General features: G+C 70.8%; 19 protein-coding genes. 7 read left to right on the top strand and 12 right to left on the bottom strand.

The genetic code is table 11. The annotated features are described in order from the left end of the window. Positions 1-17: 17 nt before the first annotated feature. Positions 18-1,208, top strand: coding sequence for an ROK family transcriptional regulator (locus IEZ25_RS06880; protein ID WP_318152085.1), 1,191 nt, complete (start codon positions 18-20; stop codon positions 1,206-1,208). Between the two features lie 4 nt (positions 1,209-1,212). On the opposite strand, the gene IEZ25_RS06875 is transcribed toward IEZ25_RS06880, so the two are convergent. The 10 genes from IEZ25_RS06875 to IEZ25_RS06830 form a co-directional block, all read right to left on the bottom strand. Then, positions 1,213-2,424: an acyl-CoA dehydrogenase family protein gene (locus tag IEZ25_RS06875; protein WP_191198642.1), complete on the bottom strand. Its 1,212-nt coding sequence runs from the start codon at positions 2,422-2,424 to the stop codon at positions 1,213-1,215. Positions 2,425-2,468: 44 nt separating this feature from the next. Further along, entirely contained in the window at positions 2,469-4,814 is a 2,346-nt protein-coding gene (locus tag IEZ25_RS06870) for a YfhO family protein (protein ID WP_191198641.1), read from the bottom strand. Then, positions 4,811-5,848: a glycosyltransferase family 2 protein gene (locus tag IEZ25_RS06865; RefSeq protein ID WP_224748515.1), complete on the bottom strand. Its 1,038-nt coding sequence runs from the start codon at positions 5,846-5,848 to the stop codon at positions 4,811-4,813. The genes IEZ25_RS06870 and IEZ25_RS06865 overlap by 4 nt, the downstream gene beginning before the upstream one ends. Beyond that, positions 5,845-6,099 (bottom strand): hypothetical protein, encoded by a 255-nt coding sequence (locus IEZ25_RS06860; RefSeq protein ID WP_191198640.1) that lies wholly within the window; start codon positions 6,097-6,099, stop codon positions 5,845-5,847. The genes IEZ25_RS06865 and IEZ25_RS06860 overlap by 4 nt, the downstream gene beginning before the upstream one ends. Then, on the bottom strand, positions 6,096-7,400 hold the full coding sequence (locus tag IEZ25_RS06855) for a DUF6752 domain-containing protein (RefSeq protein ID WP_191198639.1): 1,305 nt from the start codon (positions 7,398-7,400) through the stop codon (positions 6,096-6,098). Before IEZ25_RS06855 ends, IEZ25_RS06860 begins: the two co-directional genes overlap by 4 nt. Continuing rightward, positions 7,397-8,995, bottom strand: coding sequence for a methyltransferase domain-containing protein (locus tag IEZ25_RS06850; protein WP_191198638.1), 1,599 nt, complete (start codon positions 8,993-8,995; stop codon positions 7,397-7,399). Before IEZ25_RS06850 ends, IEZ25_RS06855 begins: the two co-directional genes overlap by 4 nt. Positions 8,996-9,056: 61 nt before the next feature. Continuing rightward, positions 9,057-12,041, bottom strand: a complete 2,985-nt coding sequence (locus IEZ25_RS06845) for a cutinase family protein (RefSeq protein WP_191198637.1) — start codon at positions 12,039-12,041, stop codon at positions 9,057-9,059. Between the two features lie 97 nt (positions 12,042-12,138). After that, positions 12,139-13,542 (bottom strand): phospholipase D-like domain-containing protein, encoded by a 1,404-nt coding sequence (locus tag IEZ25_RS06840; protein ID WP_191198636.1) that lies wholly within the window; start codon positions 13,540-13,542, stop codon positions 12,139-12,141. Positions 13,543-13,734: 192 nt separating this feature from the next. After that, on the bottom strand, positions 13,735-14,190 hold the full coding sequence (locus IEZ25_RS06835) for a hypothetical protein (RefSeq protein ID WP_191198635.1): 456 nt from the start codon (positions 14,188-14,190) through the stop codon (positions 13,735-13,737). Beyond that, positions 14,187-15,341 carry an exonuclease/endonuclease/phosphatase family protein gene (locus IEZ25_RS06830; protein WP_191198634.1) on the bottom strand — a complete coding sequence of 385 codons (1,155 nt, stop codon included), beginning with the start codon at positions 15,339-15,341 and terminating at the stop codon, positions 14,187-14,189. Before IEZ25_RS06830 ends, IEZ25_RS06835 begins: the two co-directional genes overlap by 4 nt. 129 nt (positions 15,342-15,470) lie before the next feature. On the opposite strand from IEZ25_RS06830, the gene IEZ25_RS06825 reads away from it, so the two are divergent. Genes IEZ25_RS06825 through IEZ25_RS06810 form a run of 4 tightly spaced genes read left to right on the top strand, consistent with a single transcriptional unit; the run spans position 15,471 to position 18,842 of the window. Beyond that, a complete protein-coding gene (locus IEZ25_RS06825) occupies positions 15,471-16,763 on the top strand; it encodes a magnesium transporter MgtE N-terminal domain-containing protein (RefSeq protein WP_191198633.1) in 1,293 nt (430 codons plus the stop codon). Beyond that, positions 16,760-17,302, top strand: coding sequence for a DUF1003 domain-containing protein (locus tag IEZ25_RS06820; RefSeq protein WP_191198632.1), 543 nt, complete (start codon positions 16,760-16,762; stop codon positions 17,300-17,302). The genes IEZ25_RS06825 and IEZ25_RS06820 overlap by 4 nt, the downstream gene beginning before the upstream one ends. A 31-nt stretch (positions 17,303-17,333) precedes the next feature. Continuing rightward, positions 17,334-18,494 (top strand): Mrp/NBP35 family ATP-binding protein, encoded by a 1,161-nt coding sequence (locus IEZ25_RS06815; protein WP_191198631.1) that lies wholly within the window; start codon positions 17,334-17,336, stop codon positions 18,492-18,494. 18 nt (positions 18,495-18,512) lie between these two features. Beyond that, positions 18,513-18,842, top strand: a complete 330-nt coding sequence (locus tag IEZ25_RS06810; RefSeq protein ID WP_191198630.1) for a sec-independent translocase — start codon at positions 18,513-18,515, stop codon at positions 18,840-18,842. Between the two features lie 28 nt (positions 18,843-18,870). Here IEZ25_RS06810 and IEZ25_RS06805 read toward each other — a convergent pair whose 3' ends face one another. Next, entirely contained in the window at positions 18,871-19,422 is a 552-nt protein-coding gene (locus IEZ25_RS06805) for a hypothetical protein (RefSeq protein WP_191198629.1), read from the bottom strand. Between the two features lie 117 nt (positions 19,423-19,539). On the opposite strand from IEZ25_RS06805, the gene IEZ25_RS22160 reads away from it, so the two are divergent. Both IEZ25_RS22160 and IEZ25_RS06795 read left to right on the top strand, forming a co-directional pair. Further along, positions 19,540-20,208, top strand: coding sequence for a LysM peptidoglycan-binding domain-containing protein (locus IEZ25_RS22160; RefSeq protein ID WP_191198628.1), 669 nt, complete (start codon positions 19,540-19,542; stop codon positions 20,206-20,208). Further along, on the top strand, positions 20,208-20,723 hold the full coding sequence (locus tag IEZ25_RS06795) for an Rv3235 family protein (protein WP_191198627.1): 516 nt from the start codon (positions 20,208-20,210) through the stop codon (positions 20,721-20,723). Before IEZ25_RS22160 ends, IEZ25_RS06795 begins: the two co-directional genes overlap by 1 nt. A gap of 6 nt (positions 20,724-20,729) precedes the next feature. Here the strand turns inward: IEZ25_RS06795 and secA are convergent, their stop codons facing one another. After that, positions 20,730-23,579: a preprotein translocase subunit SecA gene (gene secA, locus IEZ25_RS06790; RefSeq protein WP_191198626.1), complete on the bottom strand. Its 2,850-nt coding sequence runs from the start codon at positions 23,577-23,579 to the stop codon at positions 20,730-20,732. Between the last annotated feature and the right edge of the window lie 9 nt (positions 23,580-23,588).

Raw genomic sequence — 23,588 nt, 5'->3', positions numbered from 1 at the left:
TGTGCTTGACTCCGACCGTGCGCACCGGTGAGCTCTTCGATCTCCTCCGTGACGGAAGGCCCTGGACTCGTGCCCAGCTGGCCGAGGCGACCGGCCTGGCACGCTCCACGATCACGGCGCGCATCGACACCCTGATGCGGCTCGGACTGGTCGCGCCGTTCGGCGGTGCACGCTCCACCGGCGGGCGTCCCCCGGCGCTCTTCGCGCTGAACCCGACCGCCAGGCTCGTCGTCGGCGTCGACATCGGTGCGACCCACGCCAGCGCCGCGCTCACCGACCTCAACGGTCAGATCCTCGGGGAGGTCGACGCGCGCATCGCGGTCGCCGACGGCCCGGAGGTCGTGCTGGCCTGGGTCGTGGAGTCGGTCGCGGACCTCGTGGCGAGCACCGACCGACCGATCACCGACCTCGCCGCCATCGGCATCGGTCTGCCCGGCCCCGTCGAGCACTCCTCAGGGCGACCGATCAACCCGCCGATCATGCCCGGCTGGGACCGCTTCGACGTGCCGGGCTACCTGCAGGAGAAGTACCCCGTGCCGGTGCTGGTCGACAACGACGTCAACATCATGGCCCTCGGCGAACGACGCCAGCACCTGCGCGACGTGGACGACCTGGTGCTGATCAAGGTCGCCACGGGCATCGGCGCCGGGATCGTGTCCGGCGGGATCCTCCAGCGCGGCGCGCAGGGCACCGCGGGCGACCTGGGCCACGTCCGGGTCCCCGGCGCCGACGACGTGCCGTGCCGCTGCGGCAACTCGGGCTGCCTCGAGGCCGTCGCCGCGGGGCCTGCCCTCGCCGCGGCCGTGCGTGCCCAGGGCGAGCAGGCCGAGACCGGCGGCGACGTGGTCGAGCTGGTCCGCGCCGGCAGCCAACCCGCGATGGCGGTGGTCCGCCAGGCCGGTCGCGACATCGGCGAGATCGTCGCCACGATGGTCAACCTCATCAACCCGTCGGTCGTGGTGATCGGCGGTCAGGTCGCCGGGGCCGGTGAGCACCTGCTCGCCGGGATCCGCGAGTCGGTCTACCAGCGCTCCCTGCCGCTCGCGACCGAGCACCTCCGCATCGTCACCTCGCGCGCCAGCGGCAAGGCGGCCGTCCTGGGCGCCTCGGCCCTCGCGATCGAGCACGTCCTCTCCCCCGAGGTGGTCGAGGCCGCCAGCGAGGCTCTGGCCGCGGCCGACGCGGAGGCGGAGGCCGCGGGCGCGTAGCGGCTCAGCGCAGCTGGTAGTCCTTCAGGAGGCTCCGGCCGATGATCATCTTCTGGATGTCGGAGGTGCCCTCGCCGATCAGCATGAACTTGACCTCGCGCATCAGCCGCTCGATCTCGTACTCCTTGGAGTAGCCGTAGCCGCCGTGGATGCGGAAGGAGTCCTCCACGACCTCGTTGGCGTACTCGCTCGCCACCATCTTCGCCATCCCGGCCTCGACGTCCATCCGCTTGCCGGTGTCCTTGAGGCGGGCGGCCTTGACCATCATGGTGTGCGCGACCTCGACCTTGGTCGCCATCTCCGCGAGCCGGAACAGCACCGCCTGGTGCTCGGCGATGGCCTTGCCGAAGGTCTTGCGCTGCTGGGCGTAGGCGATGCCGAGCTCGAAGCCGCGCCAGGCGAGGCCGCACGCCCGGGCGGCGACGTTGACGCGACCGACCTCGACGCCGTCCATCATCTGGAAGAAGCCCTTGCCCGGCTCGCCGCCGAGCACCTGGTCCGCGGCGATCCGGTGGCCCTCGAGGATGAGCTCGGTCGTCTCGACGCCCTTGTAGCCCATCTTGTCGATCTTGCCCGGCACGGTGACGCCCTGAGCGGTCTCCCCGAAGCCGGCCTCCTTCTCCACCAGGAAGGTCGTCATCGACTTGTAGACCGACTCCGCACCACTGCGCTCATTTCCTTGGCCGGTCTTCGTCAGCACCGCCACGAGCGTGGAGGTGGCGCCGTTGGTCAGCCACATCTTCTGGCCGGTGATGGAGTACGACCCGTCGTCCGCGCGGGTCGCCTTGGTCGAGACCGCCGAGACGTCGGACCCGAGGCCGGGCTCCGACATCGAGAACGCGCCGCGCACCTCACCGGTCGCCATCCGAGGGAGGTACTTCTGCTTCTGCTCGTCCGTCCCGTGCTGGATCAGCATGTAGGCCACGATGAAGTGGGTGTTGATCACTCCCGACACGCTCATCCAGCCACGGGCGATCTCCTCGACCACCAGCGCGTAGGTCAGCAGCGACTCACCGAGCCCGCCGAACTCCTCGGGGATCGTCAGCCCGAAGACACCGAGCTCCTTGAGCCCGTCGATGATCTCCTGGGGGTACTCGTCGGCGTGCTCGAGCTCCTGCGCCACCGGGATGATCTGCTCGTCCACGAACTGGCGCACGGCCTTGAGGATCTCGGACTGGTCCTCGGTGAGGCCTTCGGTCTGGCAGAGACGGGGCATGCGGGGCTCCTAGGCGGTCGCTCAGTGGAACGCTCGGAGTCTAGTTAGCGGTCGTTCACCTGGGCAGGGCCCTCACTCGAGACGGATGTCACATCGTCGCGCGGCTCCAGCGGCTTGTCCGCGGGCGTCGTCCACGGCCGCTCGCGCTGGCGGCGTCGCCGGCGGGACAGCAGCCCGGCCGCTGCGAGGCCGAGCCCGAGGAGGAGACCGACCGCCGCACCGAGCAGTCCGACCGTGAAGCCGGGTGGACGGTAGGTGAGGTCGACGGTGCCGCTCGCGCCGGCGGGCAGGGTGACGGTGAGCAGCCCGACGTCGGTGCGGGTGACGCTGAGGGGCTGGCCGTCGAGCTCGGCCGACCAGCCGGGCCAGGCGAGCATCGAGAAGATCAGCTCGCCGCCGTCCTCGGCGGAGGCGACGTCGACGCTCTGGTGCAGGGCCCCGCGAGTCGCGGCGGCGGCCACCTCGATGCCGTCGGAGGTCCAGGAGAGCTCGCTGCCGGGCCACGGCTGCTCACCGTCGTGGCGGAGCACGACGACCTTGTCGTCGGCCGACTCCTGGGTCCAGTCCTCCCCCGGGGCGACACCGTCGGCGAGCTTGGGCTGCACGACGATCGTGTCGAGCTTCATCAGGTCCGCGAGCGGGGGCTGGCCGGAGCCACCGACCTTCCACAGGTTGCGGTAGCCGCACGCCTGGGTGAGGCCGTCGTACTCCATGCAGAAGGCGCGGGTGAAGGGCAGGAACCCCATGCCGGTGTAGTTGTTGACCGCCTGGACGCCGGCCGGGTGGTACATGGAGCCGGGGAGGTAGGTGTCCCACTGCCGCTCGAGCTTGGCGATCTGACCCTTGTTCTGCAACGGCTTCAGGTCGGCGAACTGCATCACCCGCCCGTCGTAGCCGGCGAAGTCCTGCTGGAGCGCGGACACGTCGCCGGGGACGTGCCACACGCGCGAGCTCGCGTTCTCGCCGAAGACCGCGACCTGCATCGCCAGGACGGCGCCGACACCGCCGATGGCGACCAGCGAGACGAGCGCGGTGCGCCGCACCACCAGGTGGGCGACCAGCGCCACGACGGTGAGAGCGCCGACGGCGGCGGTGCCGACGGCCGCGCGACGCAGCGCCTCGGGGTCCTGCGACCAGGTGAGCCAGCCCAGGGCGACCACGATCAGCCCGGTGCCGACCAGCCGCGGTCGCATCGTGGAGCGGGCCAGGCCCTGGCTCAGCAGGACGGCGAACACCACCAGCACGCCGAGGTAGAAGTACTCGATGACGCGCAGCGGCCAGCGGAAGAGCCAGAGCTTGCTCGGCCCGAGGGTCATCGCGAGGTAGGCGAGGGTGATCAGGCCGAGCCCGACGAACTCCTTCGCCCGCCGCCGGACCACGTCGAAGCGCAACCAGGGCAGCAGCGGCAGCACGAACCAGGCGAGGAAGGTGGCCGGCACCATCATCGGGCCGGTGATCGCCCGGATGGGCGGGACGTGCAGCGGCGAGCTCGCTGCGAGCAGGTCGCCCGCCGTCGGGCGCAGCTTGCCGCTGTTCTCGAAGAGCGCACCGGTCGAGCGGACCGCGAGGTCGGACGACTCCAGCAGCGGCAGGTAGACCAGCGGCAGGAACGCCGCGACGGCGATGCCGACGAGCACGAGCCGCGCGACGCCGCCCCACGCCCGCATGACGACGCCCTCGATGATGAGCGCGGCTCCCACGATGATGACCGCGAGGGTGCCGTAGGGATTGCCGTTGAGCACCGCGAGCAGGCCGGCGAGGAACGCCCAGAACGGGCTGCCGACGCCACGCAGGGCCCGCCGGAACGTGAGCCACACCCACGGCGCGTAGGCGAACGCCATCAGGCCCGAGGGCCAGGAGCCGGCGTCCCAGAAGAGCGTGAAGCCGGAGAACGGCAGGGCGATCGCCACTGCGGCGGACGGTGCGGGAGCACCGTCGTAGTCGCGCGCGAGAAGATAGGTGCCGAGGGCGAGCAGCACCATGACCGTCGCCTTGACGAGGTACGTCGACAGGGCCAGGTCGGGCCCCAGGGAGACCCCGACCCACACCAGCACGTTGAGGGGGTTGTAGGTGCCGAACAGGGCCTCGGCGACGTAGTTGCCGCCGGCCCACGACTGCGGGTCGAGCCACACTGGCCACTGGCCGCCCCGGACGAGCTCGCCGAGGTGCCACCACGTCGGCGCGAACTGCGCGGCGGTGTCACCACGCTGGTAGAACCACCCGGTGATCACGTAGGGGATCGCGGTGTAGGCAGCGGTCACGACGACCACGAGGACGGGCCAGACCCACGCCGCGGGCGGGCCGCTCCTGCTCCGGCGTCCGGTGTCCTGCCGGCGGCTTCCGCGCGCCCCGCCGGTGCTCGGGTCGGGGGCCGTGGTCGTCTCGCTCACGCCTGATCGCTCCGTTCGATGGCCTGGTCGTCGCGGGTGTGCTCCAGCTCCTGGAGCGCCTCGTGCTCCCGGCCCAGCGCGCTGGTCACCGGCGCGTCCCGGTCGCTGCTCTCCTTCAGCAGGAAGAGCGGTCGTTGCTTGGTCTCGGCGTAGATGCGCCCGAGGTACTCCCCGATCACGCCGAGCACGATGAGCTGCACGCCGCCCAGCAGCGTGACGGCGCAGATCGTGGTGACGTAGCCGGCGACGCTGTTGCCGTGCCAGATCGCGTCGACGAGCACCCACGCCGCGTAGGCCACCGCCAGGACCGTGACGAAGATGCCGAGCCAGATCGACATCCGCAGGGGCCGGTAGTTGAACGACACCACGCCGTCGATGCCGTAGTTGAACAGGCTGCGCATGCTCCACTTGGTGGCGCCGGTCTCCCGGGAGACGTTCTCATAGTCGACGACGGCGGTCGGGAAGCCGATCCAGGCGAACAGGCCTTTGGAGAAGCGGTTGCTCTCCCCCAGCGTCAGCAGCGCCTGGACCGCGCGGCGGTCGAGCACCCGGAAGTCGCCGACGCCGTCCTGCAGCTCGATGTCGACGAGGCGGTTCATCATCTTGTAGTAGAGCCGCGACAGCGCGGTGCGGACCACGGGGTCGTCGGTGCGGGTGCGCCGGGCCACCACCTGGGAGTAGTCGCCGGAGTCGAGCAGCGGCAGCATCTGCGCCAGCAGCGTCGGCGGGTGCTGGAGGTCTGCGTCCATGATCGCCACCCGGTCGCCGCGGGCGTGGCTCAGCCCGGCGAGCATCGCCGACTCCTTGCCGAAGTTGCGGCTCAGCGAGAGGTAGCGGAAGCGCGGGTGCTCCTGGTGCACCGAGCGGAGCATCGGCAGGGTGCGGTCGCGACTGCCGTCGTCGACGAGGATGACCTCGAAGTGGGGCGTCAGCGCGGAGAGCTCCTCGGCGAGCACCTCCACCAGGCGAGGCAGCGACTCCTCCTCGTTGTAGCAGGGGACGACCACGGACAGCTCGATCGGCATGCCGGTCATGCTCCCACCTCGCCGTCGTCACCCGTGCGGCTGCGCCAGGCGAGCACCTCGGCCACGTCGCGCTCGAGGGCGTCGACGAGGCCTTCCAGCGGCGCCTCGAGCTCGCGGTTCTCGCGCACCGCGACCGCGAGGGAGTCGACCGTCGCGTCGAGGTGGGCGAGCTCGTCCATGCCGACGGCGCCGGCGACCCTGCCCCCCACGCGGCGGCGTACGTCGGCACGCAGCCGCCCGACGCGGCCGGGTCCGCTCACAGGGACCGGTCCCGGTAGGAGCGGAGGGCCGACATGGTGATCTCCTCGTCCTGCTGGGCGGCCGGCAGGAGCAGCTGGGTGACCACGTCGGACAGGGTGGCCACGCGCAGGTGGAGCGCTCGAGACGCCGCGACCTGGGCCTCGAGCTCGGCGATGCGCTTCTCCAGTCGCGCCACCCTGCGGTCGCGCACCGGTGCGGCCAGGCGGGTGAGCGAGCCGCGCACCGCGACCCGGAACCGGCCGGGGGGCTCATGGGTCGCGCTGGTCGGTGCCGGCGTGCGTACGTCGGCCCCTGCCTCGCGTGCCCACACGAGCAGGTCGGCGAGGGCGAGGGCGGCCGACCCGGCGATCTCGGAGTCGGCGACCTCGCTGGGCAGGCGCCCCTCGACCGGGACGGGGCGCAGGTCGTCGAGATCGCCGTGGACGGTGTAGCCGGCCGCGATGATCGCGCGGACCGCGGCCTCGGCCTCGGTGGCGGCCTCCGCGGCGTGCGCCGGCGTGAGGCCGATCGGCTCGCGCCCGATGGGCGCCAGGATCGTGTGGGCGAGCAGGTCGCGCATCCACAGCGACTTCTGCCGACCGCCCTTCACCCGGCCGTCGAGCGCGCCGTTGACCCGGCGCAGCAGCTCGGCCTCGACCACACCGAGCGACTCGTTGGCCCGGTCGACCGCGAGGTCGAGGTCCGCGACCGCCGCGAGGCCCGTGGCGCTGGCGAAGCGGTGCCACAGCTCGTCGGCTCCCGCGCCCTGGGTGGGCACGGTGACGACGTGGACGCGCTTGGCGGGGAGGTCGGCGCCCCACCGGGCCGCGACGTTGGCCGGCTGCATGGTGCGCCAGCCCCACTCGCTGTCCTCGGCCGACTCCTGCGGGGGTGACCAGGCCTCCAGAGGCTTCGTGAGGCCGAACTTCAGCTGCTCCTGCCACGACGAGGCGATGGCCTTGCCCAGGTCGCGCGCGGACACCACGACGTGGACCTCGATGCCGTCGAGCCGCGCCAGCGCGGTGCGCACGTGCTCGGCGGAGGCGTTCGCGAAGAGCTCGTAGCTCAGGATCGCCGAGTGCCCCTGCCACTCCCGCACCTGCTCGGTGACCCGGTCCCAGGCATCGGCCGAGGCGGCCGGCAGGTCGGCGAGGCGTCGGTCTCCCCGGACCGCCATGGCGGCGTGGATCAGCTCGATCCTGGGCCCGACGACCAGGACCCCGGCGCGCGCCAGGGCCTCCTCGTTGTGGTCCAGCACCTGCTGGATGAAGGTGGTGCCCGACTTGGGGCCACCCACGTGGAGATACACGACCTGCGTCATCGCTGTGTCTGATCCTCCTGCGCTGCAACGTCTCGAGCGGGGTACTCGACCATCATCCGCCAGCGTGCCGGGCTGCCCGTGCGACTGGCCCGGGCGGCGGCGGCGAAGCCCTCCCGGAGCACCACGCGGCCACCGCTCGCGCGGACGTCGGCGGCGACGTCGTGGGGGTCGACCGGCCACAGGCGCGGCGTGCCCGTGCGCTCCTGCGCGGCCCGGCACTGCGCGGGCGAGCGGCTCACGCCCTCGACGAAGGCCCGTCCGCCCTCCGACAGGGTCATCGACGCGAAGCGCCACAGCTGGTCGCGCGATCGCGGCGGGACCGCCTCGAGGACGCGACGCGCGGTGACGACCTTCGGTCCCTTCTGCCGCGCCGCCAGCGCGCCGACCGCGAGGACGTCGCGCTCGTTGAGCAGGTTGAGCACCCGGCGCCCCACGCTCTCGGGCAGGTCGATCTCCTTGCCGCCGAGCGCATGCTTGCCCGGGTGGGCGTAGTCGTAGCCGATCGCCTTGCAGCCGGCCCGGTGGTAGGCCCGGAGGTCTGCCGAGGATCCCGAGCCGACGTCGAGCACCCGCAGCCCGTCGGGCTCGTCGCCGCGGAGCTCGAGCTGCTCCACGACCCACTGCGCGAACGGGCTCGGCCGCATCCCGGCGGCGCCGACCTCGCCGTTGTAGGCGGTCCAGTCGCGCCGATGGGTCATCACCGAGCTGAACCAGCCGTCGAAGCGGTCCAGCACCTCGCGCGAGGGCAGGTGGCGGAAGGACGGGTCGGGGACCTGCCAGCCCGGGCCGTAGGAGACCGCGAGCATGCGGTCCGGGTCGGCGGGCGCGGGCATGTCTCGACCTTCGAACTCCAGCGCGCGCAGGGGCAGGATCGCCGAGCGCGGCACCCGTTCCCGCACGGTCGCGGTCTCGTGGAGCAGGTCGCCGACGTAGAAGCAGGTGTAGATGTCGATGCCGTCCTCGCCGCCGTCGGGGGCGTCGTAGACGACCGTGATGAAGCTCGCGGTCTTGTGCTTGACGGTGATCCCCGCATCGACGAGTGCGCGGGCGATGCCCCACATCTCCACCGCCATCTCGGCCGGGGTCTGCTTCTCGGAGAGGAAGCAGAGGTCGATGTCGCTGTCGTGGCCGATGACCTTGCCCGAGCGGGCCGCACCGAGCAGCGTGCCGAAGCCGATCCACCCCTCGATGCCGCACGCGTCACGCATCACGCCCAGGACCCGTTCGGCCATCGCCGTCATCGCCTCGACTGCACCGCCCTCGCGACGGGTCTCGAAGATCCGCTGGGTCAGGCCCCACTTGTCGATGATGACGGGGTTGCCGAACCGGTCGACCAGCTCCACGCGGCCCTCGCCGGCGCCGAAGGTGACCTCCTCGCGGAAGACCTCCACCTCGTCGACGGTGATCGTGACGAGCGAGGTGCCGTCCAGGCGTGACCGGAGCCGCTTGGGCCAGGCCACCGTCACCGGCTCGGGACCGTCCTCCACCGCGACGGACCAGCCGCGCCAGCCGTCGAAGTGCACGTCGAGGGCGCCGTCGAAGCCGCGCTCGAGGTGGAGCCCGTCGTCGTCGACGCGCTGCACGTTCGCCCTCATCGCGACTCCTCCCCTCCCCAGCTGCCCGGCTCCTGGTGCTGCTGTGCGGGCAGCCGGGACATTACTGCACGGTGAACCGCGAGGAGACGACGGCGTGGTCGGTCGTACGCCGCACCTGGGCGCCCTGGTTGACCTCGGTGTTGGAGAACGTTCCGCCCTTGCCGAAGATCCAGTCGACCCGCATCGCCTTCGGCAGCTGGCAGCTGTTGCCGCGGGTGTTGCCGCCCACCGCTGCCTCCATCTGCGTCGGGCAGGCGATCCGTCGGAACGCCTTGGCGTGCTCGTTGAGGTCACCGGTCACGAAGACGGGCAGGCCGTCGCCGCTCAGCTGCTTGACGACCTGCTTGAGGCTCTCCATGCCCTTGTCGCGGTCGTCCTGCATCTTGCCCGGCGACAGGTGAGCGTTGACCCAGTAGATCTCACGCCCGGTCGAGGTGTTGCGGAGACGGACCAGGGGCTGCGGTCGCGAGGACTTCATGAACGGCAGCTGGACGGTCGTGCCCCACACGAAGGACCACTCCGAGTCCTTCCACATCACCGACTGCGGGGCAGCGCTGTAGCCCATGGTGTTGCCGGGGTAGAACGAGAAGCCGCCGTTGGTCGCCACGTCGAGCGCGGTGATCTGGTCGGGCTGGGGCTCGGAGAGACCGATGAGGGTGGAGCCGCGCTGGTTGATGAGGTTCTTGGCCCACTCGGTGCGGACCCGTCCCGGCGCGGCGAAGTTCGGACGCGTGCCACCAGGGGCGGTGTGCTGGCTGCCGAGCAGGTTGAAGGTCATGATCTCGATGTCCGAGCCGGCGCGCTTGGAGCCCCTGGCCTTCGCGCTGACACCCGGTCGGGTGGAGATCGCCTTCTTCACGACCTTGGCCGGCCCCCACTTCCTCATCTGCTGGGTGCTCACCGCAGGGGCCGGTCCCCACGGCGGGGCGGCCTCGGTCGGCATGGTGGCCTGGGTGATGGTGCCGTTGCCGAGCTGGCCGACCTCGTTGGCGCCCCAGCACCCGGCGCCCTCGGCGCACAGGTGCAGCCAGCCGCCGGTGATCTTGCCGGAGGCGACCACACCGGCCGCGACCGGAGTGCTCGATCCGCTGCCGCTGGCGGCGGGGCCGAGCTGGCCGTAGCGGTTGTCGCCCCAGCACAGGACCTGGCCGTCGCTGCGGACCGCGCAGGACGCGGTGAGGGCGGTGCCGACGGAGGTGAAGGTGCCGCTGGTGCTCACCTGCACCGGCTTGGCGACGTTCGTGCGGGTGCCGTCACCGAGCTCGCCGTTGGAGTTCTCGCCCCAGCACCAGACCTGGCCATTCGTGGTGACCCCGCAGGTGCGGCCCCAGGTCGTGGAGATCTGGGAGAACTGGAGCCCGCCGGTGACCACGGTCGGCTGGTTGCGGTTGGTGATGGTGCCGTCACCGACGTTCCCCATCGAGTTCTCGCCCCAGCAGTACGCCGTACCGCTGACGGTCGTGCCACACGTGGTCTGGCCACCTGCGACCACCGAGGTCCACTGCTGGTCGCCCACGACGCGGACCGGACCCGTGCTGCGCGCGTTGGCGTTGCCTGCGCCGAGCTGGCCGCGGTCGTTCTGGCCCCAGCACCACGCCGAGCCGTCCGCCTGGGTGGCGCAGCCGTGCTGCCACGACGCGGAGACGTCGCGCCACGTGTTCGCGGTGCCGACCTGACGCGGAAGCACCGAGGTGGCCTTGTCGGCGCCGCCGAGCTGGCCGAGGTTGTTGAGGCCCCAGCACCACAGCGTGCCGTCCAGCTTGACGCCGCACGTGAAGCTGCCGCCGGTCGCGATTCGCGACCACCCGGTGCCGGAGACCTGCACCGGGCTGACCTGCAGCGTGGTGGTGCCGTCGCCGAGCTGGCCGAAGTCGTTGCGGCCCTGGCACCAGGCGGTGCCGTCCGCGCGGACGGCGCACGAGGACTGGCCGCCCGCAGCGGCGCCGCTGGAGGGCTCGCGGACCAGCACCGTGAGGGTGTGGGTGGTGGGCGTCGTCGCGGGCGAGGTGCCGCTGAGCGTGTAGGTGATCGGGTAGCTGCCCGGGGCGTCGACTTGGCCGGAGATGACCCCGTTGGCGTCGAGGCTCAGGCCGGCCGGGACGCTCACGGGCGTGAACTGGGCGGCGGGCGGCGTGGTCGAGCCTCCGGTGACGGTGATCTGCGCCGAGATCGGCTCCTTCACGCCGACCACGACCTGCTGGATCGCCGGGACCGGCCACAGCGAGGCCTGGGCCCACGCGCGGTTGGCCGCCTCGCGCACGGCGGCGCGCGACTGCTTGGACCCGTAGGACATCGCGAGCTTGAGCGCCTTGCCGGCGGAGACCTTGCTGGGGTTGCAGACGAGGTCGCCCTTGTGGCACACCGAGACGACCTTGAAGGTGGCGGTGGGCTTCGGCACGTCACCGATCGACGTGGTGAACCGGGCGAGCACGCCCTCGGAGTTCTTCGCCGCGGCCGGCTTGCCCAGCGGGCGTCCGGCCGACGACTTCCGCACGCGGGAGGGGTCGGAGACGGTGACCGCACCGACCACCTTCGTGAGGGCGTCCTTCTTGCCCAGGTCCTGCAGGACCTTGTGCACGACGCCTGCTCCCTGGGCGTATCCGACCAGCATCACCTGCTGGTCGGGGCACGCCTCGAGCTGGCGGTTGACGAGCTTGCGGGCGGCCTTGACGCCGGAGCGGATCGGCTTCTTCCACCGCTTGAGGCCGGCCTTGGAGACCGCCGCCGCGCCGGGACCGGACTTCTTGCGCAGGATGGTCGCAGCCTTGGGCGTGGCGAGCTTGATCCGCTTGACCGTGACGGTGCGACCCTGCTTCTGGGCCTTGGCCTGGATCTTGCTCGTGACCGCCGAGACCGCCGGTCCGGGCGCGTCCTTCTTGCCCTGACCGTTGCCGTCGACGGCCACCACGAGGAGCTGGGCACAGCCGGTGGCGCGCTTCTCCGTCGTCGCGACGGACCGCTCGGACTGCGAGGTCACCGAGGACCCGTCCGAGCCGGACGGCTCCGCCTGGGCGGCCGACTGGCCGGCCAGGAGGAGCCCGGCCACCAGTCCGAGCGTGGCGAGCTGAGCGACAGCGGGTGCGAACCCGGTGACGGGGGTTTCCTTGCGGAACCTTCGGGACCGGGCGCGCACGGGTGTCATCTCAGTTCTCCTCCTTGATGAGGGCGTAGGGGTCGACGCCGCGCTTCTTGGCGCGGGCCTTGACGATCGCGTCGTACTGGTCCGTGGCTGCGACACGGGCCTCGTAGCTCGGGAACGGGTCGAGCGAGCCCGCCTTGACCCGACCGACCGGCGCGTTGCCGTTGTTGCCCGGGTGCTCGGGGCCCCAGACCTTCGGGCGGTGGGTGAACATGTAGTCGATCCACTGCATGTAGCGGTTGGTGACCCACTTCTGGCGGACGAAGCCGACGACCTCGTCACTGGCCAGCGCGACCGACGTCCAGTTGGCCGAGCCGTTGAAGGTCACCTTCGCGCCCGGGTCACCGGCGTAGTTGCCGCTGATCGCCATCGTCTTCATGTGGACGTAGCGGTCGTAGAGCCCGTCGTTGTCGCTGTCGTAGGCCAGGTGCGTCAGCGGGACCCTCGCGGAGCGCAGGATGCGCAGCACCTCGTTGCCGAACATGGCGTAGACGATGCGGATGTTGCACCCCTGCTTCTGCAGCCGGGCCAGCTTGCGGGCGAGCTTGAGCCCGCGGTCGCCGTACATCGAGGTCTGGGCGATCCGGATGCGCGTCGTACCGTTCTTGTTGGTCGTCGCGCCCTTGCACGAGATCTGGTTGAGCATCGCCATGACCGGGTCCTTGGCCACGGCCTCGGCCCCGACGTAGGGGTAGAAGCCCGTGCCGATGACACCGTCGTCGTAGCCGGTGTAGGCGTTCTTGACCGGCTTGTCCAGGACCATCTCGTTGAAGTTGGTGAGGAAGCTCTTGTAGCGAGCCTCGTCGTTCTTGATGGTGAACAGGTCGTTCCACTGGATGGTGGCGCCGAGCTCGGTGGCGTTGTAGGAGCCGTACATCGTCACGAACGGGACGATCTTGACCTTGCCGTTCTTCTTCGTCTTGACCTTGTTGAAGAGGAAGTACTTCGAGTGCGGGATGCCGTGCTTGCCGCGGCAGGAGCCGATGCAGCGACGCAGGAAGCTCTTCTGGGTCTTCGAGCGGTTCTTGTTGCCCTTCTTCAGGGCAGCGGACAGGCGGGCCGCGTCCACGTTGGGGTTGTTGGGGTTCCAGTTCGCGCGGTCCATGACGACCTGCACGCTCACCTTGCGGTTGTGCGCACGGATGAGGGAGTTCGTGATGGAGGCACTGCGCACGTTCCACGCCGAGATCCGGATCTTGCCGCCCTTGGGCACGGAGTCGACGGTGCGGTTGACCTGGATGATCAGGCGTCGGATCGCGTCACGACTGCCGTACGGGTTGTTGAACGCCGGGCCCGCCTTCGGGACGTACTTGTCCGGCGTGCCCTTGCCGGGCTTGGCCGAGGCAGGCGCTGCGGCGAGGGTCACCGCGACCAAGGCGGTCACGACGAGGATGCTGATCTTGCGCACGACTGGTTCCCCACTGATTCGTGTGAGTCGCGGAGAGGTGGTTGCGCGCACGCAACAACGATCCCCGTGACGAACGATGGCTGACTGTATCTCAATTTTCACATCAGTCACACCAGCACCACTGGTACGTCGGTGCGCGTGTGTCTGCGGTCTGGCAGGTGACGACGTGCGGCTCCGGGGGTGTGACCCCGATCAGGCCCCGCAGGTTGTCAGGATCTTCTGGAACTTCTCGTCACGTGCGAGCGGGACCTCCGACTCGGTGATGACCTCGCCCTTCGCGGCGTAGAAGTTGCGCTGGTAGGTGACCAGCCGCTGCCCCGAGGAGCACTGGTAGACCATGGCCTGGACCCACGTGTCCTTCTCGGCGTCCTGGCAGCCGTCGTACTTCTCCGGCAGCGTCGCCCCGGCCACCCACACGTCGGCGCAGGCGGGCCCGGCCGGCTCGGACGGCGTCTCGCTCGGCTCGTCGGTGGGCGACTCGGTCGGCGACGCCGTGTCGGAGGGACTGGTGGTCTCCCCCGCCGAGGGATCCTCGGCGGTGCCGCCGTCGTCCTCGCCGCACGCGGTGAGGCCGAGGCCCGCGACGAGCACGAGGGCCAGTGCTGCCCCGCGCGGTGTCCTGGAGCTCCTGACAGATGTGTGGCTCATGGCTTGTCCCCCGGGTCCGTGACGCTGACTTGTGCGTGGATCATGTAGTGGTCACTGATCCGGCCCAGCGTAGCCCCGTCCTGGACGTAGCCCGAGAAGCTCACGCCGTCGCCGCCGCCGCCCATGATCCAGTCCACCCGCAGGGGCGGGGGCGGCAGCGTGCAGCCGGCACCGCCGCCGTTGGCCGCGAGGAACCCGGTCGCGTTGCAGACGCTGTAGAAGAACTTGGTGTGCTCGTTCATGTCGCCGCCGATGATGACCGGCTTGCCGCTCTCGGCCATCAGCTGCTTCATCAGGTTGATCGCGACGACGGTCGAGGCGTCGCGCTGGGCCTGGAGACCACCGGCCGACTGGTGGATCGAGATGACCCAGAACTGCGCCCCCGTGCTGCGGTCCTTCAGCAGGACGTAGGGCATCGGGATGACCTGGCTGGTGAAGGTGAAGCTCACCGAGCCGCTGTCGAGCATCTCGAACTTGTCCGAGCGCCACGCGATCTGGAGCCGCTGGGTGTTGTTGCCGAGCGTCTGCTGGGGCCAGATCGAGTAGCCGCCGAGCTGGTTGGTGAGCACGCCGAGCTGGTCGTCCTGCACCTCGGACATCGTGAGCACGTCGATGCCCCGGTTCATCACCAGGTCCGCCGCCATCGCCGCCCGCGTGGTGCCGGGACCGTAGCCGCGCGCGCCACCGCGGGTGTGCTGGCTGCCGAGCACGTTGAGCGAGCCGACGCGGAACGTCGAGGTCTTCGCCATCGCCGCCAGCCGAGCCGCACGACGAGCTGCTCGGCGCTCGCGCTTGGCCTTCTGCCTCGCCTTGCGCACCTTGATCCGCGCCTGCCGCTTGCGCTCCTTGATCACGCTCACGCCCTGGCGGGCCGCCGCGTTGTCGAGCGGCACGGCGCGACGCGCCTTGAGGATCACCGGACCGGCCTCACGTCGTGCGCTGCGCGACGCCCCTGGCGTGTGCGTCGCCGCGACCTCTGCCGCGGAGATGCTCGACGACGCCGCGCCGATCGTCGGCTGGTCCTCCGACCCGGGAAGGAGCAGCAGCGACACCACCATCACTCCGGTGACAGCACACGCGGGCACGAGCAGGCGCCAGCTCGGTCGCGCAGGCTTCGCCGCCCGGCGGCTGGCAGCGCGGTGGGAGGGCACGGGGGAAGAATCCTTCGGCGTCGACACGAGCTCGGGCACGGCTCCCCAGGGGCGACGTGGGGGCCGATCGAGGGTAACCCATCTTCACGCTCGCACCCACGTCATCGGCGGACCGCTACCGTTACGCCGGTGAGCACCGCCCCGACCCGCGTCTTCGTCGCCAAGCTGGTCGGACTGCCGATCTTCGACCCGCAGGGCGACCAGGTGGCCAAGGTGCGCGACCTCGTCGTCGCGATCCGCACCGAGGCGAGCCAGCCACGGGTCCTGGGCATGGTCGCCGAGATCTTCGGCCGCCGGAGGATCTTCGTGCCGATGACCCGCATCACCGCGATCGACAGCGGCCAGGTGCACACCACCGGGCTGCTCAACATGCGTCGCTTCGAGCAGCGCGGCACCGAGACCCTGGTGATGGGTCAGATGCTCGACCGCACGGTGACCATCCAGGACTCCGCGAAGGACGCGGGCGTGACGGGGGTCGTCTTCGACGTCGCGATGGAGCAGGCGCGCAACCGCGATTGGGTCATCTCGCGCGTCGCCGTGCAGGAGCCGAGCAAGGGCTTCCGCCGCCGTGGGCAGACCCACGTCGCCGAGTGGCGCGACGTCACCGGGTTCATCACGCCCGACGCGGCACAGGGCGCCACCCACCTGATCGCCGCCCTCAACGACATGCGCCCGGCCGACGCGGCCAACATGATCCACGACCTGCCCCCCGAGCGGCGCACGGCGGTCGTGGCCGCGCTGGACGACGAGCGGCTCGCGGACGTGTTGGAGGAGCTGCCGGAGGAGGACCAGGTCGAGATCCTCGAGCACCTCGACTCCGAGCGCGCCGCCGACGTGCTGGAGGAGATGTCGGCCGACGACGCCGCCGACCTGATCGCCGACCTCAACCCGGAGACGGCCGCGACGCTGCTGGGGCTGATGGAGCCCGACGAGGCCGAGGACGTGCGCCGTCTGATGTCGTACGACGACAACACGGCCGGCGCGATGATGACCCCGGAGCCGGTGATCCTCTCCCCCGACGCCACGATCGCCGACGCGCTCGCCCACGTGCGCAACCCCGAGCTGACGCCCTCGCTCGCGGCACTGGTCTACGTGTGCCGCCAGCCGCTGGAGACGCCGACCGGCCGACTGCTCGGCGCCGCGCACATCCAGCGACTGCTCCGGGAGCCGCCCTCGACGCTGGTCGCCGCGGCCCTCGACGACTCGATGGACCCGCTGCGCGCGGACGCCTCGATGGACGAGGTGGCCGCCCACCTGGCGACCTACAACCTGGTCGCCGCACCGGTCGTCGACGAGGAGGGTCGCCTCATCGGGGCCGTCACCGTCGACGACCTGCTCGACCACATGCTCCCCGAGGGCTGGCGTGACCGCGCTCCGCGGCCCGGACCCATCACCGGCAGGGTCGCCGGGGGTGCCGGATGAGCGACAACCGACGCCCACGCCTCGACACCCCGCGCGAGACCCGCCGCCAGCTCGTCCCGCGCCCCAACGTCGACGCCGACGCGTTCGGCGTCTTCGCCGAGTCGTTCGCCCGCTACATGGGCACGGCCAAGTTCCTGCTCTGGATGACCGCGTTCGTGGCGGTGTGGATCCTGTGGAACGTCCTGGCCCCGGAGAGCCTGCGCTTCGACGAGTTCCCCTTCATCTTCCTGACCCTGATGCTGAGCCTCCAGGCGTCGTACGCCGCTCCGCTCATCCTGCTCGCGCAGAACCGTCAGGAGCAGCGCGACAAGGTCGTCGCGGAGCAGGACCGCCAGGCCAACGCCCGTGCCCACGCCGACATGGAGTTCCTCGCCCGCGAGGTGGCGTCGCTGCGGATGGCGGTCGGCGAGGTGGCCACCCGCGACTTCCTCCGCTCCGAGCTGCGCGGCCTGCTCGGCGACATCGAGGACCTGCAGCGGCCCGCCGCCCCGGACGACTCCCAGCCACCGCCCGACCAGGTTTCCCGACCGGGCCCGTGACGTCGGGACCCGGCTCGTAGACTCGGGCATCATGAGCACCCCCACGCAGCAGCAGGTGATGGACGCCCTGGCGACCGTCGACGACCCGGAGATCAAGCGCCCGATCACGGAGCTGGGGATGGTCGACTCGGTCGAGGTCGCCGACGACGGATCGGTCGCGGTCCACGTGCTCCTCACCGTGGCCGGCTGCCCGCTCAAGGACACCATCAACCGCGACGTCACCGCCGCCGTCTCGAAGGTGCCCGGCGTGAGCTCCGTCGACCTGAGCCTCGGCGTGATGAGCGCCGAGCAGCGTGCAGGCCTCAAGGAGATCCTCAGCGACGGCCGCGCCCAGCGCGAGATCCCCTTCGCCCAGCCCGGCTCGCTGACCAAGGTCTACGCGATCGCGAGCGGCAAGGGCGGCGTCGGCAAGTCGTCGGTCACCGTCAACCTCGCCCTCGCGCTCGCCGCGCAGGGCCTGAAGGTGGGCGTCGTCGACGCCGACATCTACGGCCACTCCGTCCCCGCGATGCTCGGCGTCGCCGACACCCGGCCCACCCAGGTCGACGACCTCATCATGCCGGTGCCGACCCCCAGCGGCGTCTCGGTGATCTCGATCGGCATGCTCAAGCCCCGACGCGACCAGGTCGTCGCGTGGCGCGGTCCGATGCTCGACCGGGCCCTGGTCCAGATGCTCGCCGACGTCTACTGGGGCGACCTGGACGCGCTCCTGCTCGACCTGCCCCCGGGCACCGGCGACGTGGCGATCTCGCTGGGCCAGCACCTGCCGAGCGCCGAGGTGATCGTCGTGACCACGCCGCAGGAGGCCGCCGCCGAGGTCGCCGAGCGCGCCGGCACGATGGCCTCGATGATGCACCAGCGCGTGGTCGGCGTCGTGGAGAACATGAGCTACCTGCCGTGCCCGCACTGCCCCGCCGAGGACGACCACCGGCTCGAGGTGTTCGGCAGCGGCGGCGGTGCCCGGGTGGCCAGGACGCTGTCCGAGCGCTTCGGCTACGACGTGCCGGTGCTGGCGCAGATCCCGCTCGACGTCTCGCTGCGCGAGGGCGGCGACGTGGGCAAGCCCATCGTGGAGGCCGACCCGTCCGCTCCGGCCGCCCGGGAGCTGACCGGGATCGCCACCGCGCTCGCGGGCCGCGGTCGCGGGCTCGCCGGCATGCAGCTGGGTCTTGTCCCCTCGAGCACGTTCTAGCCAGTAGGTTCTACAACCATGTTCGACGTCGGGCTCATGGAGCTGGCTGTGATCGCGCTGGTGGCCGTGCTCGTGCTCGGGCCGGACAAGCTCCCGGACCTGGCCCGCCAGGCGGCGCAGCTGCTCCACCGCGCGCGGGGGCTGGCCAACAACGCCCGCGACGAGCTCCGCAACGAGCTCGGCCCGGACTACGCCGACCTCCAGCTCCGCGACCTCGACCCCCGCGCGATCGTGCGCAAGCACATCACCGAGGCGATGGCCGAGGTCGACCGCGAGCAGGCCGAGCAGGCCGAGAGGGATCGGCTGCCCGAGGGCCAGGTCCCGCCGTACGACGTCGACGCGACCTGATCGCTTCCGATCGCCTGACGACGCCCGGTCAGTCGTCCCTGCTCTGGACGGCCACCAACCCGTCGTAGGGCACCAGCACCACCTCGCGCGGGTCGCCCGCGTCCGCGACCGTCCGGCACTCGAGGAAGTCGGCACCGACGCGCTCGACGTAGGCCTCGTGACGGCGACCGTCGGCGAGGTGCACCAGGCAACGCGCCTCGGCGTCGGCGAGCCGGCGCAGCGCCGCTCGCAGCCCCAGCCGGTCGACCGGTGACCAGGCCACCTCCGGCACCGAGCGCTCGGTCGCTCCGCGCACCCCGGCGACGGCACGCACCGAGACGATCCAGTCCTGCCCGGACCCGCTGAGCAGGCACCATCCCTCACCGACTCGCGCCAGGCGCCCCTCGATCCGACCGACGTGCGGCAGGTCCAGCGCCACGTCACGTCCACGCGTGGCCATCAGGCGGCTGGCCAGGGTCACCGCGGCGTACTCGGCGCGGGCGCGATCGGCGATCTCCGCCTCACGGTCGGCCTCCCACGCCGCCGCTGCCTGACCCTCGAGATCGTCGAACAGCGCGAACAGCTCGTGCTCCCAGGACATCGCACCACTCTAAGCACCCGGCTGTGGAGAAACCTTTGACAACACTCGTGAACGTTCGTTGAATGATGCAAACAGACGCAAACGAAAGGTTCAGGGGTGTCTCGGAGAGCTGTCAGGGTGGTGCGCCCCGTGGTGGTCTGGCTGGGGGCGACGAGCGCCGCCCTCGGTGCGGCGGCCCTCGCCCCGGGCGCCTGGCACGCCACCCGCACCGGAGCCGGTGACGACGTCATCGACCTGGTCGTCGCGGTGTGCGCCACGGGGCTGGCGCTGGCCGCCGCCTGGCTCTGGGTCATCACGACCGCGACGGTCGCTGCGCTGCTCCTGGATCGTCGCCGCCCCGGCGTGACGAGCGTGGCCGGCGGCACCGTCCGCCGGTGGGTCCTGGTCGCGTGCGGCGCGGCCGTGGTCGCCGGCACCAGCACACCCGCGCTGGCCGCTGGGGACCGGGCCGGTAGCGACGGTCGTGAAGGCCTGGTCGGGCTGAGCCTGCCCGAGCGGGCCGTCGCCCCCGAGCGGCACGGACCGCGCCCCGCGCATGCGACGATCCGCCCGGCGAGCGTCCGGGTGGACGCCCACGTCGTGCGGCCCGGTGAATCCCTCTGGGCGATCGCCGCCGCACATCCGGTCGGCGAGACGTCCATCGACCAGCGCTGGCGGACCATCTGGCAGGCCAACCGAGACGTCGTGGGCGACGACCCCGACCTGATCCTTCCCGGCCAGGCGCTGCACCTGCCCGGCGACACCCACGACAGCAACGACCACCACGACACGGACGGAGCACGATGATGCCCACACCGGACACCTCCACGGCCGAGGTCATCCTCCTGCGACCCGGCTCGCCGATGGCGAGCGTCCAGGGCTCGCTGGCGCTCGACCTGACTCCGCGCACGGCTCCCCCGCGCCCGCGGCCACGGCTCGCCCGCACCAACGACCTCGTCGTGGGTGGCACCGCCGACCGACAGCAGGTGGACGCCATCATCGCCCGCTACCTCGCCGCGGTCGTCGAGATCGCGTCGGGCGACCGTCCGGTGAGCCAGGTGCTGCGCCACTCGGTGCCGGAGGTCTACGACGACCTCGTGCGGCGATCCCGCGCGATCAGCGAGGCGGCCGGGGCGCCCGGTCGCTCGCGCGGGCCCAACCCGACCCGACCCGTGATCATGAGCGTCCGCACCGCCCTGATCCGCGACGACGCCGCCGAGGCGAGCGCGCACGTGCGCTACGGGCGGCGCTCACGCGCGGTCGCCGCACGGTTCGAGGTCGTGCGGGACCGCTGGCAGTGCGTCGCCCTGTCGTTCGGCTGAGCGGCGTCAGCCCCCCATGGTGGCGCGCCCGGTGGCCCCACCGGGGGCACCGTGGCAGCGCTTGAACTTCTGACCGGAGCCGCAGGGGCACAGCGAGTTGCGGCCGACGCCGGCGAACGGGTCGTCATCGCCCGTCGGGCCGGCCACGACCTCGGCGTCGCCGTCCTCGGACGGAGCGCTGTAGGACAGGTTGCGCGGGCGGTTGGGCTTGTCGAGGCCCTTGGCACGGATCGTCGGACCCTGGTGCTCTGGCTGCTGCTCGCCCTGCGCACCGGGTGCGTGGGCCGCTGCCTTCGCGAAGTCGATCTGCGGGGTCGCCACCGAGATCTGCGGGGCGGGGGCTGCCGGCTCGTCGTCCTCGTCCTCCACCTCCACCTGGAGGTTGAACAGGAAGCCGACCGACTCCTCCTTGATGCCGTCCATCATCGCGGCGAACATGTCGAAGCCCTCGCGCTGGTACTCCACCAGCGGGTCACGCTGGGAGTAGGCGCGGAGGTAGATGCCCTCGCGGAGGTAGTCCATCTCGTAGAGGTGCTCGCGCCACTTGCGGTCGAGGACCGACAGGACGACACGACGCTCGAGCTCGCGCTGCACCTCCTCGCCCATCTCGTCCTCGCGGCGGTCGTAGGCCTCCTGGATGTCCTTCTGGAGGTCCTCGATGAGGGTCTCGCGGGCGAGCCCCTCCACACCGCCGGCGGCCTTGATGACGCCGTCCTTGGTGAGACCGATGGGGTAGAGCTGGCCGAGACCGGTGAACAGGGCGTCGAGGTCCCAGTCGTCGGCGTAGCCCTCGGTGGCGCCGCGGACGTAGCCGGTGATCACGTCGTCGATGAAGCCCCGGATCTGCTCGCCCAGGTCGGCGCCCTCGAGGACGCGACGGCGCTCGGCGTAGATGACCTCGCGCTGGCGGCTCATCACGTCGTCGTACTTGAGGACGTTCTTGCGCGACTCGAAGTTCTGCGACTCGATGTTGGCCTGCGCGCCGGCGATGGCGTTGCTCACCCGCTTGGCGTCGATCGGCACGTCGTCGGGGACCTTGAGCACGGTGAGGATCCGGTCGACCCACTCCGACTTGAACAGCCGCATCATCTCGTCCTGCAGGGACAGGTAGAACCGGGACTCGCCCGGGTCACCCTGACGGCCGGAGCGACCGCGCAGCTGGTTGTCGATGCGACGCGACTCGTGACGCTCGGTGCCGACGACGTAGAGGCCGCCGAGCTCGCGGACCTCGTCGTGCTCGGCCGCGACCTGCGCCTTGATCCGCTCGACCATGGCGGGCCAGGCCGCCTGGTAGTCCTCCGGCGCCTCGACGGGGTCGAGGCCCTCCTTGCGCAGCTCCTGGTCGGCGAGGAAGTCCACCGAGCCACCGAGCATGATGTCGGTGCCGCGTCCGGCCATGTTGGTCGCGACCGTGACCGCGCCCTTGTGGCCGGCGAGGGCCACGACCTTGGCCTCGTCGGCGTGCTGCTTGGCGTTGAGGACGGTGTGCGGGATCCCGCGCTTCTTCAGCAGGTTCGAGAGGTACTCCGACTTCTCGACCGAGACGGTGCCGATGAGGATCGGCTGGCCCTTGGCGTGGCGCTCGGCGATGTCGTCGGCGACGGCGTCGTACTTGGCCTCCTCGGTGCGGTAGACGAGGTCGACGTTGTCCTCGCGCAGCATCGGACGGTTGGTCGGGATCGGGACCACGCCGAGCTGGTAGGTCTTGTCGAACTCCGAGGCCTCGGTCATGGCCGTACCGGTCATGCCGGAGAGCTTGTCGTAGAGACGGAAGTAGTTCTGGAGCGTGATCGTGGCGAGGGTCTGGTACTCCTCGCGGACGGTCACGTTCTCCTTGGCCTCGATGGCCTGGTGCAGGCCGTCGTTGTAGCGACGGCCGGCCAGGATGCGGCCGGTGTGCTCGTCGACGATGAGCACCTCGCCGTCCATGACGACGTACTCCTTGTCGTTGCGGAACAGCTCCTTGGCCTTGATGGAGTTGTTCAGGAACGAGATGAGCGGGGTGTTGACCGAGTCGTAGAGGTTGTCGATGCCGAGGTGGTCCTCGACCTTGGTGATGCCGGGCTCGAGCACCGAGATCGTGCGCTTCTTCTCGTCGACCTCGTAGTCGGAGTCCTTGACGAGCGTCTTGGTCAGCTTGGCGAACTCGGCGTACCACTTGACCTCGTCCTGGGTCGGACCGCTGATGATCAGGGGGGTCCGGGCCTCGTCGATGAGGATCGAGTCGACCTCGTCGACGACGGCGAAGTTGTGACCGCGCTGCACGCACTCCTCGACCGAGTCGGCCATGTTGTCGCGCAGGTAGTCGAAGCCGAGCTCGTTGTTGGTGCCGTAGGTGATGTCGCAGGCGTAGGCCTCGCGGCGCTCGGCGGGACGCATCGACGGCAGGATCACGCCGGTGGTCAGGCCGAGGAAGTGGTGCACGCGGCCCATCTGCTCGGACTGGAACTTGGCCAGGTAGTCGTTGACCGTGACCACGTGGACGCCCTTGCCCTCGAGCGCGTTGAGGTAGGCGGGCAGCACCGCGACCAGGGTCTTGCCCTCACCGGTCTTCATCTCGGCGATGTTGCCGAGGTGGAGCGCGGCGGCACCCATGATCTGCACGTCGAAGGGACGCATGCCGAGGATGCGGTTGCTCGCCTCACGCACCGTCGCGAACGCCTCGGGCATAATGTCGTCGAGCGTCTCACCGGCCTGGAGTCGCTCGCGGAACTCGTCGGTCATCGCGCGGAGCTCGTCGTCGCTCATCTTGACGAAGTCGTCCTCGATGGCATTGACGGCCTTGGAGATGGCTACGAGCTCGCGGAGGATCTTGCCCTCGCCGATGCGGAGCAGCTTGTCGATGATGGCAGGCACGAGTGGTAA

The organism is Nocardioides hwasunensis (assembly GCF_014779665.1).
GTDB classification, from domain to species: Bacteria; Actinomycetota; Actinomycetes; order Propionibacteriales; family Nocardioidaceae; genus Nocardioides; species Nocardioides hwasunensis.
This window is presented reverse-complemented; position numbering and strand designations above follow the sequence as displayed.